General features: G+C 63.6%; 12 protein-coding genes. 6 read left to right on the forward strand and 6 right to left on the reverse strand.

Features of this window, described 5'->3' with window-relative positions; translation table 11 throughout:
* Positions 1–98 precede the first annotated feature (98 nt).
* A complete protein-coding gene (locus IVB31_RS05120; protein WP_247319470.1) occupies positions 99–1,541 on the reverse strand; it encodes an MATE family efflux transporter in 1,443 nt (480 codons plus the stop codon).
* Between the two features lie 140 nt (positions 1,542–1,681).
* Here IVB31_RS05120 and IVB31_RS05125 point away from each other — a divergent pair, with 140 nt between their 5' ends.
* Both IVB31_RS05125 and IVB31_RS05130 read left to right on the forward strand, forming a co-directional pair.
* Positions 1,682–2,296 (forward strand): TetR family transcriptional regulator, encoded by a 615-nt coding sequence (locus tag IVB31_RS05125; protein ID WP_247319472.1) that lies wholly within the window; start codon positions 1,682–1,684, stop codon positions 2,294–2,296.
* A gap of 343 nt (positions 2,297–2,639) precedes the next feature.
* A complete protein-coding gene (locus IVB31_RS05130; protein ID WP_247319474.1) occupies positions 2,640–4,427 on the forward strand; it encodes a peptide ABC transporter substrate-binding protein in 1,788 nt (595 codons plus the stop codon).
* Positions 4,428–4,470: 43 nt separating this feature from the next.
* Here the strand turns inward: IVB31_RS05130 and IVB31_RS05135 are convergent, their stop codons facing one another.
* From IVB31_RS05135 to IVB31_RS05145, 3 genes are all read right to left on the reverse strand, one after another.
* Positions 4,471–4,656, reverse strand: coding sequence for a hypothetical protein (locus IVB31_RS05135; protein ID WP_247319477.1), 186 nt, complete (start codon positions 4,654–4,656; stop codon positions 4,471–4,473).
* A gap of 180 nt (positions 4,657–4,836) precedes the next feature.
* Positions 4,837–5,019, reverse strand: coding sequence for a hypothetical protein (locus IVB31_RS05140; RefSeq protein ID WP_247319479.1), 183 nt, complete (start codon positions 5,017–5,019; stop codon positions 4,837–4,839).
* A gap of 122 nt (positions 5,020–5,141) precedes the next feature.
* A complete protein-coding gene (locus IVB31_RS05145; RefSeq protein WP_247319481.1) occupies positions 5,142–5,336 on the reverse strand; it encodes a hypothetical protein in 195 nt (64 codons plus the stop codon).
* Between the two features lie 87 nt (positions 5,337–5,423).
* On the opposite strand from IVB31_RS05145, the gene IVB31_RS05150 reads away from it, so the two are divergent.
* Entirely contained in the window at positions 5,424–5,939 is a 516-nt protein-coding gene (locus IVB31_RS05150) for a ferritin-like domain-containing protein (protein WP_247319483.1), read from the forward strand.
* Between the two features lie 98 nt (positions 5,940–6,037).
* Here the strand turns inward: IVB31_RS05150 and IVB31_RS05155 are convergent, their stop codons facing one another.
* On the reverse strand, positions 6,038–6,895 hold the full coding sequence (locus IVB31_RS05155; protein WP_247319485.1) for an SDR family oxidoreductase: 858 nt from the start codon (positions 6,893–6,895) through the stop codon (positions 6,038–6,040).
* Positions 6,896–6,957: 62 nt separating this feature from the next.
* On the reverse strand, positions 6,958–8,787 hold the full coding sequence (gene treZ, locus IVB31_RS05160; RefSeq protein ID WP_247319487.1) for a malto-oligosyltrehalose trehalohydrolase: 1,830 nt from the start codon (positions 8,785–8,787) through the stop codon (positions 6,958–6,960).
* 294 nt (positions 8,788–9,081) lie between these two features.
* Here treZ and IVB31_RS05165 point away from each other — a divergent pair, with 294 nt between their 5' ends.
* The 3 genes from IVB31_RS05165 (at position 9,082) to IVB31_RS05175 (ending at position 12,018) form a co-directional block, all read left to right on the forward strand.
* The gene (locus IVB31_RS05165) at positions 9,082–9,357 is read left to right on the forward strand and encodes a DUF3606 domain-containing protein (RefSeq protein WP_247319489.1); all 276 of its coding nucleotides are present in this window, start codon (positions 9,082–9,084) and stop codon (positions 9,355–9,357) included.
* A gap of 19 nt (positions 9,358–9,376) precedes the next feature.
* Positions 9,377–11,614, forward strand: coding sequence for a glycogen debranching protein GlgX (gene glgX, locus IVB31_RS05170; RefSeq protein WP_247319491.1), 2,238 nt, complete (start codon positions 9,377–9,379; stop codon positions 11,612–11,614).
* A gap of 110 nt (positions 11,615–11,724) precedes the next feature.
* Positions 11,725–12,018 (forward strand): hypothetical protein, encoded by a 294-nt coding sequence (locus IVB31_RS05175; RefSeq protein WP_247319493.1) that lies wholly within the window; start codon positions 11,725–11,727, stop codon positions 12,016–12,018.
* Positions 12,019–12,083 lie beyond the last annotated feature (65 nt).

The following is a 12,083-nucleotide window of genomic DNA, read 5'->3' on the forward strand; positions in this document are numbered from 1 at the left end:
GAATCTGGCGCAGCCGAATACGCCACTCAAGTTACTGAGCAATTTGCTGCTGCTTTCGGCGCTGGCGGCCGGCGTTGCCGGCCTCCAGTGAGCCCGGTTTACTCCGAGCGCCAGGTCGCCGGCGACAGCATGATCAGGACGCAGATCGCGGCATAGGCGACCATCGCCACCGCGACCATGGTGGCGAGCCCTGCCATGCCGGCGCCGAAGCTCACCACCGCGATCCAGCTGCCGCCGGCTGCGATCAGAATCCGCGCGATCGAGGACACGAGCGGCCCCATCGCGCGGCCGGTGCCTTGGACGGCGAACGATGTGACGAAGCCGAAGCCGAGCCCGGCATAGGCGGGAGCAACGATGCGCAGGTAAGTCATGCCTTCGTTCACCACCTCCGGATCGTGGCTGAACAGATTCAGCCACGACGTCGGGAAGATCGCCACCAACAAACCGATCGCGCCGGTCATGATCATGCCGACCACGCCGCTGATCCAGCCGATCCGGCGCGCCCGCGCCGTCTGCCCCGCGCCCATGTTGACGCCAACCATGGTCAAGGTCGCGGTGCTGATGCCGAACAGCAGCGGGATCATGATGTAGTCGAGCCGCGAGGCGATGCCGTAGCCGGCAAGCGCGGCGGTGCCGAACAGGCCGACCGCGCCGGTGACGAGGATGACGGTGAGGTTGGTCAGCACCGCGTTGAACGCGGTGGGAATGCCGACCTTCAGCATGTCGCCGAAGATTTTTGCGCGCAGCGGCACGATGTGCAGCCGCAGGCCGGTCGCGCCCGAGGACATGTAGCGCAGCAGGAACAGCATCGCGGCACCGTAATAGAAGCCGAAGGCGACGCCGGCGCCGCCGATCCCGAGCCGCGGGATCGGTCCGAAGCCGAAAATCAGGGCCGGCGAGATCGGAATCGTCACGATCGCGCCGACCAGCGTCACCAGCGCGGGCACCTTGACATTGCCCGCGCCGCGCAGCGCCGCGGCCTGGAGATTGACGATCCACACCGGGATGGCGCCTGCGAAGAGGTAGTTTGAATAAGTCGTCGCAGCCGCGAGCGCATCGCCGGCGCCACCGAGGGCGCGATACAGATGCGGGCCGCCGACGATGACGCCGAGCGTGAAAACACCGCCGGCGATGATCGCGAGCACCACGGCGTGAAACAACGCGGCTTCTGCATCGTCGCGTCGGCCGGCACCGACCGCGCGTGCCACCGAGGAGGCAACACCGCTGCCGAACCCGCCATTCGACATCATGGTCATCAGCATGAAGATCGGGAACACCAGTGCTGCACCCGCCAGCGCATCGGTACCGAGAAAGCCGACATAATAGGCCTCGGCGATGTTGACCGCGGTCTGCGCGACGAGGACGGTGACGGTCGGCAGCGCGAGCTTCAGGAGCGTGGGGAGTATCGGCGCCGTCAGCAGTGCGGCCCGCCTCTGCTCGGCCGCGGTTGGCGCGGCTGCCGCCTGGCGAAGCGGGGCCGCTGTGTGGGCCACGAATGGCGTGGCGGACAAGGCCGACGCGGCGGCATCCTCGGCTGACATGGGCACGATCCTGTTCGTAGCGGACCGCCGATCGGCCGCCCATTGCATTATGATCATAATGTACTATTATGATCGTAATGCAATAGACGCTGCCTCACTATTTTGTGGCCGCGTCGGTAGGCAGGTCGCGGGAGGCGGGATTGGCGCGCTACGACAAGGGACACAGGGACACCACGCGGCGGCACATTCTCGATGTTGCCTCGTCGCAGTTCCGCGAGAGCGGCATCGCCGCGATCGGCCTCGCCGGTATCATGGCGGAGGCCGGTCTCACCAACGGGGCCTTCTACACGCATTTCGCCTCCAAGGAGGATCTTGTGCGCGCGGTATTGCTCGATGCGCTGGAGCGGCGCGCGCAGAAGCACAAGGACAATCTCGCAAACGGCCTCGCGCTCGAGACCACGATCCGCGACTATCTTTCGCCCGGGCATCGCGACCGCGCGGCGAGCGGTTGCCCGACCGCGGCGCTGGTCTCCGAGATCGCACGGCATCCCAAGGCGACGCGCGATGCCTTCACCGGAAAGACGTGCGATATCATCGCGCTGATGGCAGCGCAGATGCCGGATGGCTCGGCTGCGGAGCGACGACGACGCGCGATTTCGGTCTACGCGACCATGGTAGGCGCACTGCAATTGTCGCGCGCCGTGAACGATCGGCTATTGTCCGAGGAGATTCTCGAGAACGCGGTGGAGGCCGCGCTGGCGCTTGCAAATGGATGTGCCCGCGGCAGCCGGGTTGGCGTTCCGGTGCGGCCTTAGAACTTCCCAAGTTCACTTGCTTCGCACTGGATCGCCGCCAGGGGCTCTCAGGCGGCGATACAGATTCCGCTGTCAGCCCCGTCATCCTAAGGCGCGAGCGGCGCAGTGCAGATGCACTGCGCGGCGAGCCTCGAAGGATGCACGGCCGGGATGCCGCCGGGCGGTCGCCCTTCCAGGGCCGCTGAAGTAGCGGCCGCCTCAGGGTGATGGATTGTCGCGCGCTCTTTCCACATCGTCATTTCGCCGCAGGATTTTCCGGCCTTGTTGGCATTGCCGCCTCGCCCCTGATGAAACATGATGGTCCTGGCCGGCGATGACTTGTCTTTAAAGTGGAGATCATCCGATGAACGAGAACGAAATCCGCCAGTCCATCGCGGAGGTGAAGCAAGGCACGCTGTCGCGGCGCTCGTTCATCCGGACCATGGCTGCGGCGGGGATCGCGGCGCCGGTCGCGAGCCAGATCCTGCTCTGGAACGACGTCGCGATGGCGGACGCCACCCTTGACTACAAGCCGACCAAGGCCGGCGGGGGCGGCCCACTCAAGATCCTGCTTTGGCAGGCCCCGACGCTGCTCAATCCGCATTTCGCGCTCGGCACCAAGGACCAGATCGCCTCGCGCATCTTCTTCGAGCCGCTCGCCGGCTGGGACAAGGACGGGAACCTCATTCCCTGCCTCGCCGCCGAGGTCCCGACCAAGGCGAACGGCGGCCTCTCGGCAGACGGCATGAGCGCTATCTGGAAGCTGAAGCAGGGCGTCAAATGGCATGACGGCAAGCCCTTCACCGCCGACGACGTCGTCTTCACCTGGCAATACGCCGCGGATCTCGCGACCGCCGCGTACACCACCGGATCCTACCAGAACATCAAGGTCGATAAGATTGACGATCACACCATCAAGGTGAACTTCAAGGCCCCGACGCCGTTCTGGGCCGATCCCTTCGTCGGCTCGGTCGGCCAGATCCTGCCAAAACATCATTTCGGCGATTATGTCGGCGCGAAGTCGCGCGAGGCGCCCGGCAATCTGAAGCCGGTCGGCACCGGCCCGTACAAGTTCGTCGAGTTCAAGCCGGGCGACATGATCCGGGCCGAACGCAATCCCGACTATCACGTCAAGAACCAGCCGCATTTTGACACGCTCGAGGTCAAGGGGGGCGGCGACGCGGTGTCCGCGGCGCGCGCCGTGCTCCAGACCGGCGAATACGACTTTGCCTGGAACATGCAGGTGGAAGAGGAGGTCCTCAAGCGCATGGAGGCGGGCGGCAAAGGCAAGCTCGACATCACGCCGTCCGGCAACGTCGAGTTCATCATTCTCAACACCACGGACCCGTGGACTGAGATCGACGGGGAGCGCTCCAGCGTCAAGTCCAGGCACCCGACGCTGTCCGATCCTGCTGTGCGCCAAGCGATCAACCTCCTGATCGACCGCGACTCGATTCAGAAATTCATCTACGGCCGCGGCGGGATCGCAACCGCGAGCTTCGTCAACGCGCCCAAGCAGTTCAAGTCGCCCAAGCTGAAATACGCGTTCGACGTCGACAAGGCCAACAAGATCCTCGACGAGGCCGGCTGGACCAAGGGCGCGGACGGTATCCGGGAGAAGGGTGGCAACAGGCTCAAATACGTATTCCAGACCTCGATCAACGCCCCGCGCCAGAAGACGCAGGCTATCATCAAGCAGGCCTGCCAGAAGGCCGGCATCGAGATCGAGCTCAAATCGGTCACCGCGTCGGTGTTCTTCTCGTCGGACGCCGGCAACCCCGACACCTACTCGAAATTCTATGCCGACATGGAGATGTACAACACGACGCAGCCGCAGCCCGATCCGGAGCGCTTGCTGAACCAGTGCGTGTCCTGGGAGATCGCCACAAAGGACAACAAATGGCTCGGCCGCAACAACTCGCGTTATTCAGATCCCGAAGCCGACAAGGCCTACAAGGCCGCGCAGAACGAGCTCGATCCGGTCAAGCGCGCCGCGCTGCTGATGAAGGTCGACGAGATCTTCTGCGAAGCCCACGTATTCCTGCCGCTGCTCTCACGCCCCATCGTCAACGCCGGCGTCAACAACCTCATGATCGACATGTCAGGCTGGGACACCACCACGTGGAATCTGGCGAGCTGGTATCGGAGCTGACGGCGGACAGGCTTGCGCTCAACCTCCGTCTGGCCCGACCGGCTCAATCCTTGCCGGCAAATTGACGGTCGAGATCTGAGGCGGCGTCGGCGCTTCTCAGCCGTTGCAGGAGCCCATCCTTCTCCTTGCCATCCGGCAAGGTCTCCGCCTTTTCGCGGATCGTCCTGGTGAACTCTGCGAGCCGCTCCTGAAGACTGGTGGTTTGCTGAACGCGACGCCGCTTGAGCACGATCTACTCTCCCTGTCATGGCACTCCACGAACGCGGTCCGTGGCGTGCTGACAATAGGGACAAAAGCCGAGACGTCTGTATCAAATGATAGGGTGCGCGCGGTTCGCAGCCGGGATGTTGCGGCAGTTGTGTTCACATCTGAACAGAACGAGCCGTAGTTCGCATCCATCGAAAATGCATCAACCGCCGGCGCAGCAATCGACCAACAGGTCCCAAATCCGCTGCACCTCGCCGCTCTTGCGGGTCTCGAATCCCTGGTCCGCGCTGGACTGCGAATAGGCAGCCACGGGACATGCCTCGCGAGGCACGATCCATCGCTGCGAAATCGGGTCGTACCATTTTCCGATGATTATCTCAGTCACGCCAATCGACTCACAGGTTAACTCGCGGTGAAGCGAGACAGCTGGCCGGCTTGACCCGACCATTCGCCGCGCATCGCCCGATTCACCAATCGGCTTATCGCGCGATCGTTCCCACCGCCGCCTCAACCCGGCCGCGCCGGATGAAGCGTACGGGGATGCCGATCGTGCAGCAGCCGCGCGAGTTCTTCCCGCTCCGCAGCCCGTCCCTTCATGGCGGTCTCGAACAGCGCTTCCTGGATGTCGCGAGGCATATCGCCCCACACGTCCATCGCCGCGCGTCCGAGCAGGCTCGCAAGATGATCTGCTGCATCACTCATTCGGCTCTCCTGATCTGCACACGGGAATGGAACAGCGGCGGCCGTACAGCGTTCCAGTGCCATCATTGTGAAAGGAGACGTCGTTTTATGGGTTTCTTCACCAAGGACATCAAATCGATGGAAGACCTGCTGCTGCACGGGCTGCAGGACATCTATTACGCGGAGCAGCAAATCCTGAAGGCGCTGCCGAAGATGATCGACAAGGCGACCAACCGGGACCTCGTCGTCGGCCTGAAAGCCCATCTGGAGGAGACCAGCAAGCAGGTCGAGAGGCTGGACAAGGTGTTTGCCAAGCTCGGCAAGGAGCCAAGCGGGACGCAATGTCCGGCCATCGACGGGATCATCAAGGAGGCCGACGAGACCGCCGGCGAGATCGAGGACAAGGCCGTGCTCGACGCGGCGATCGTGGCCAACGCACAAGCCGTGGAGCATTACGAGATGTGCCGCTACGGCACGCTGATCGCTTGGGCGGAGGAACTCGGCCACGACGACATCGTGCGCTTCCTCACGACCAATCTGAACGAGGAGAAGGCCGCCAACACCAAGCTGAACACGGTGGCGCTTCGCAAGGGCGTCAACGCCAAGGCGTCCAGCGCCGCGTGACGTGCTAGTCAAGACGTGCTGGTCAAGACGTGCCGGTCAGGACGTGGCGGCCCCCCCGCGGTGCCGCCACGTTCTTGTTCGCGCAGACGGGCTTTCGGTCAGATGAACGGCTTTCCACCGGTGACCGCCAGGGTTGCTCCAGATGTGTAGCTCGACAGCGGATCGGCCAGCATCACGTAGGCGGTCGCGAGTTCGGCCGGCTGGCCGGCGCGCTGCATCGGCACCTGCTTGCCGAAATTCATGACGGTGTCTTCCGGCATGGTCGATGGAATGAGCGGCGTCCAGATCGGACCCGGGGCGACCGCGTTGACTCGAATGCCCTTCGCCGCCAGCATCTGAGCGAGCCCACCCGTGAAATTCTGAATGGCTCCCTTGGTCGTGGCATAAGCCAGCAGGGTCGGATTCGGCATGTCGGAGTTCACCGACGCAGTGTTGATGATCGCTGATCCCGGGTGCATGTGGGGGACCGCAGCCTTGGTGAGATAGAACATGCCGTGAATGTTCGTCTCGAAAGTCCGCTGCCATTCCTCGTCGCTGATGTCCGCGATGTCCTTGAACGTGTCCTGATGGGCGGCGTTGTTGACGAGGATATCTATTCCGCCGAGTTCCTCGACGGTGCGCCGGACGATCGCGCGGCAATGATCGGGATTGCGGATGTCGCCCGGAATCAGGACGGCCTTGCGTCCCTCCCGCTCCACCAGTGCCTTGACCTCCGCCGCATCCTCATCCTCGTTCAAATAGGCGATGGCGATGTCGGCGCCCTCCCTTGCATAGGCGATCGCGACCGCGCGGCCGATGCCGCTGTCGCCCCCCGTGATGATCGCCTTCTTTCCGGCCAGGCGCGCAGCACCCTTGTAACTGTCCTCGCCGTGATCGGGTCGAGGATTCATCGCGCGGGTCGAACCCGGCATCGGTTGCTGCTGCGGCGGAAAAGGCGGCTTTGGATAGTCGGTCATGGACAGCTCCTGGAATTTGCTCCGCTAACGGGAAGCCGTCGCAAGCGTTCCTCGCCGTCCCGTCACGCCTCCTGACCAAGCCGAACGATGATGTCGCCCGGCAGCAGGGCTTGCGAGTCGGCCGGGCGCAATCGCCATAAACTCTCGCCGGCAACCAGCACCGGCGTGGGCAGTTCGCGGTCGGCGAAATTGGCGACGATCTGCAAAACGTCCCCCTTCTCCGTCCGCCAACGGGCGTCCAGGCCGCCCGTGCGAACGTCCTCTCCCAGCAACCTGCACCGAGCGGAAACGAACCCCCGTTTGATCAGCGGCACGATCTTCTCGCTCCGTATCTTCAGCAACCGGGCCGTCAGGCCGCGAGACCTGGCGCTGGCGGGAGAGCGGTCGATGCCGGTCCAGTCCAGCTTCGATGCAGCGAAGGTCTTTTCATCGCACGGGTCCGGAATTCTGGCACGCAGGTCGGGCGTCGAGAACGCCTTGAAGTGTGCGAACTCCTTGCGCCGCCCCTCCCGGGTCAGTTCAGCAGCTTCGCCCGACCAGTCTGCGAAGAACAGGAACGGCGTGTCGGCCGCGGCTTCCTCACCCATGAACAGCATGGGAATATGCGGGTTCAAGAGAACCAGGGTCAGGGCCTGGTCCAGTTTCTCCGGACTGACCAGCCTGGAAAGCCGCTCCCCGAACGCGCGGTTGCCGATCTGGTCGTGGTTCTGGGCGAAGAAGATGGTGGCCTCGGGCGGCAGGTGAGCGCTCGGCTCGCCGCGCGATGTGCCATGCAGGGGAAAGACTTCACCCTGATAGGCAAAGCCCTCGGTGAGCGATCGCGCGAGATGTTCAAGCGGCTTGTCTGCGAAGGCGCGATAATAGCCTTCATCCTCGCCCGTGAGCAGGACATGGAGCGCGTTGTGAAAATCATCGCCCCACTGCGCGTCATAGAGCCCGGTTCGCCCTTGCGCACGATCGAGCAGGTGGGCCTGATTGGCCTCGTTCTCCAGCATCAGATGCACTCGTCGGCCCGCCAGTTGGCTGCGCACGGTCTCGGCAAGCTCGATCAGGACATGACGGTCGGAATCGTCCTTCAGGGCGTGGACCGCGTCGAGGCGCAAGCCGTCGAACCCGTAGTCGCGCAGCCACATCAACGCGTTCTCGATCAGGAACTCGCGCACGAACGCGCCGTCGTGTCCCTCAAGGTTGACGGCAGGGCCCCAGCCGGTGCTGTGGCGCGTGGTGAAGAAGTTTTCCGCATAGGTGTGCAGATAATTCAGCTGCGGCCCGAAATGGTTATAGACCACATCGAGATAGACCATGATGTCGAGCGCATGGGCGGCCCGCAACAGCCGCTTGAGATCCTCCGGCCTGCCGTAGCGCGCATTCGGCGCGTTCAGCAGCACACCATCATAGCCCCAATTGTGCCGGCCGGGGACGTCATTGAGCGGCATCAGCGCGATCGCGGTGATGCCGAGATCGCGCAGATAGGGCAACTTCTTCTCGACGCCGGCATAGGTGCCCTCCTCGCTGAAAGTGCCGACATGCAGCTCGTAGATCACGGCTTCCGCCCAGGGACGCCCGGGATAGAGAACGGAGTCCCGGAACGCCGCGGTGTCGACCACCTCGCTCGGCGCGCCGACGTCGTCCGGCTGAAAGAACGAGGCGGGATCGGGAACGAGCAGATCTTCGTTGATCCGGAACTGATAGCGCGTGCCGACATGCGCGGTGGGACTCAACTGCTGATACCAACCATCGTCGTCACGCGTCATCCGGCATGGCGGCCGGCCGGCCTCGAGCAGTTCGACCGATTGCGCCGTCGGCGCCCAAAGATTGAAAGAGACGCCGTCGCCGACGAGCTGAGGACCATGGCGTCGAACTTGCCCGGCTATTCCCAATTTGTAACTCACACCCGCTCGCCTTTCGCCCGCACGCCCGGAAATTTCGCCGTGCTCCGCGAGGCTCGGTTTTGGGTCTCTTGAGCATGGTCCAGGACCAGAAGCTGGGACGCATGCATTCGTTCCTCGCAACGGGAACGGCGCGCTTCAAGGTTGCCGTCCTCGGTCGTCACCCTGCCGCCTCGCCCTTGCGGGATCCACTGCGGCAGATCTCTACAAATCATCGATTTAGACGCGCATCTGCAAGACAGGCGAGGAACGGAATCGCTCGGGCGACGGTTACAACCCTACACAGGAACAGTCGCCATGCGCCGCTCGAAGCCACAACCGATCCGCAACAAGCTCGACCTGGCCGACCGTACTCAGGTGCGGCTCGTTAGAAAGCGCCTTGGACTGTCCGATGCGGAGCTGACCGCCATCGTCGGGCGGATCGGCAACTCGATTGCGGCCATCAGCAAGGAGGCAGACCAGCATAGGGCAACCACGCTGCCCAAGCCGGACGACGTGCCGCCTGACCCCGTGATCGCGGTCGTCGGCGACCAGACGACAACCGAAATAACGGCGACCGCACCAATGTCTTGAAGACCTGTTCGGGGGGACCATGGATCAACAAGCACATTCAGACGACGCCCTGACGCGGGCGGCCTCGAGCCTGCGCCGCTCGCGGATCACCGAGGGCAAGCCGTTTCCGCTCGGCGCCACATGGGACGGGCTCGGCGTCAATTTCGCGCTGTTTTCGGCCCACGCCACCAAGGTCGAGCTCTGCCTGTTCGACGACGACGGCGAGACTGAACTGGAGCGGATCGAACTCCCGGAATATACCGACGAAGTCTGGCACGGCTATTTGCCCGCGGCCCGTCCCGGCACCGTCTACGGCTACCGCGTCCATGGCCCCTACGAACCCGACGCGGGACACCGCTTCAATCCCAACAAGCTCGTGCTCGATCCCTACGCCAAGCAGCTGGTCGGCCGGTTGCGCTGGGGACCGGAGCTGTTCGGCTACCAGCTCGACCATGCCGACAAGGATCTCTCCTACGACGAACGCGACAGCGCGCCCTTGATGCAGAAATGCCGCGTCATCGACCCCGCCTTCACCTGGGGCGCCGCGCGCAAGCCGGATGTGCCGTGGGAACGGACGATCTTCTACGAGATGCACGTCAAGGGTTTTACCCAGTTGCATCCGCTGGTGCCTGACGCAGACCGCGGCACTTTCTCCGGCCTCGCGCATGCGGAGGTCCCGGCCTATCTGCGATCCCTCGGCATCACCAGTGCTGAGCTGTTGCCGATCCATGCCTTCGTAGACGACAGCTATCTGGTCGAGAAAGGCTTGCGCAATTACTGGGGCTACAACTCCATCGCCTTCTTCGCACCGGAGCCGCGTTACCTTAAATCGCCGTTCGCGAACGAATTCAAGGCCATGGTCAACCAGTTCCACGCCCATGGCATCGAGGTGATCCTCGACGTCGTCTACAATCACACCGCGGAAGGAAACGAGCTCGGCCCAACCCTGTCGTTCAAGGGCATCGACAACGCCAGCTATTACCGGCTGCTGCCGGACACGCCGCGCTACTACATCAACGATACCGGCACCGGGAACACGGTCAATCTGTCGCACCCGCGCGTGCTTCAACTCGTCGCCGATTCCCTGCGTTACTGGGCGACCGAGATGCGGGTCGACGGCTTCCGCTTCGACCTTGCCACCATCCTGGCCCGGGAGCCTTATGGTTTCGACGAAGGCGGCGGATTCCTCGATGCGTGCCGTCAGGACCCCGTGCTCTCCAGCGTCAAGCTGATCGCCGAACCCTGGGACATCGGTCCGGGCGGCTATCAGGTCGGTCAGTTTCCGCCGGGATGGGCGGAGTGGAACGACAAGTTCAGGGACACGGTGCGCGCCTTCTGGAAGGGTGACGAGGGCTCGATCGCCGACTTCGCCAAGCGGGTGTCGGGATCCGGCGATCTCTTCAACAAGCGCGGACGCCGGCCATGGGCCAGCGTCAACTTCGTCACGGCCCATGACGGCTTCAATCTCAACGATCTCGTCTCGTACAACGACAAGCACAACGAGGCTAACGGCGAGGACAATCGCGACGGCCACAGCAACAATCATTCCTGGAACTGCGGCGTCGAGGGGCCGACTGACGATCCGGAAATCATAGCGCTGCGTGAGCGCCAGAAGCGCAATCTGCTGGCGACCATGCTGTTGTCTCACGGCACGCCCATGCTGCTCGCCGGCGACGAATTCGGACACACCCAGAACGGCAACAACAACGCCTACGCCCAGGACAACGAGACCACATGGCTCGGCTGGATGGGCATTACCGCGAACGGCCGCAGCCTTCGCGAATTCACGCGAAAGCTTATCGCCACGCGCAAGGCATTCCCGATTCTCTACCGCAGCCGCTTCCTGGTCGGTTCTCACAACGAAGAGCTGGACGTGAAGGACGTGACCTGGCTCGCGCCGTCCGGAGAGGAAATGACGACGGAGCAGTGGCAGGACGGCAACGCGAAATGTTTCGCCCTGCTGCTCGACGGCCGTGCCCAGGAGACCGGGATCAAGCGGCGCGGCTCGGATGCGACGATGCTGCTGATCTACAACGCCCATTACGACGTCGTGAATTTCACCTTGCCGGCCGTCGCCGAGGGACGCAGTTGGGTCGGGCTGATCGACACCAACCAACCGGAGGGGCAGATGCCGGCGTTCGACTTCGGGCACGCCTATGCAATGACCGGGCGATCCCTCGTGGTGTTCGGCCTCGCCACCGAGAGCATCGCGACACGCCGCCTGCGACAAGGCCTCGGAGCGCTGCTGGACGTCGTGGAAGCGCCGCTGCCCGGATAGATCGTCGCAGCCACGGTCTTGTCGGGCGGATCGTCAAGTTGACTTCAACAGGAACGCACGCAGGCCCCCCGCGTTCGAGCACACAGGGGCATCAGTCGGAGAACACCCAGATGAAGGTCACAGGTGCCGTTATCCTCGTCGCGCTTGCGCTGCCCGCAGCGACTTGGGCACAGTCCAGCAAGCCTGACGTTTCGTCCGCGCCGAGCGCGCAGAATTCTGGAGCCGGCATTGCCGGGCAGCCCGGCAACAAAAACGGTCCGCCCGCTAAGCCTGGTGAAACGGTCGGCTCGAACTCCACCAACGCCAGCGGCAACACCGCAGCGCAGTCGCAGGACGCGACGAATATTCAGGGCGCACCGGGCAACAAGAATGGGCCGCCCGCCAAGCGTCCGGACCAACGCTGAACCACCACACACACAATGGTGACGATGCCAATCGAGCCGCGCCGGAATCTCCGGTGCGGCTCGCC

Source organism: Bradyrhizobium sp. 21 (assembly GCF_023073335.1).
GTDB lineage: Bacteria > Pseudomonadota > Alphaproteobacteria > Rhizobiales > Xanthobacteraceae > Bradyrhizobium.

What these genes read in the sequence shown, in the direction of transcription:
- IVB31_RS05120 (WP_247319470.1), bottom strand. Translation starts at nt 1,541, where the DNA reads ATGTCAGCCGAGGATGCCGCCGCGTCGGCCTTGTCCGCCACGCCATTC.
- IVB31_RS05145 (WP_247319481.1), bottom strand. Translation starts at nt 5,336, where the DNA reads ATGAGTGATGCAGCAGATCATCTTGCGAGCCTGCTCGGACGCGCGGCG.
- IVB31_RS05155 (WP_247319485.1), bottom strand. Translation starts at nt 6,895, where the DNA reads ATGACCGACTATCCAAAGCCGCCTTTTCCGCCGCAGCAGCAACCGATG.
- IVB31_RS05175 (WP_247319493.1), top strand. Translation starts at nt 11,725, where the DNA reads ATGAAGGTCACAGGTGCCGTTATCCTCGTCGCGCTTGCGCTGCCCGCA.
- IVB31_RS05150 (WP_247319483.1), top strand. Translation starts at nt 5,424, where the DNA reads ATGGGTTTCTTCACCAAGGACATCAAATCGATGGAAGACCTGCTGCTG.
- IVB31_RS05130 (WP_247319474.1), top strand. Translation starts at nt 2,640, where the DNA reads ATGAACGAGAACGAAATCCGCCAGTCCATCGCGGAGGTGAAGCAAGGC.
- glgX (WP_247319491.1), top strand. Translation starts at nt 9,377, where the DNA reads ATGGATCAACAAGCACATTCAGACGACGCCCTGACGCGGGCGGCCTCG.
- IVB31_RS05165 (WP_247319489.1), top strand. Translation starts at nt 9,082, where the DNA reads ATGCGCCGCTCGAAGCCACAACCGATCCGCAACAAGCTCGACCTGGCC.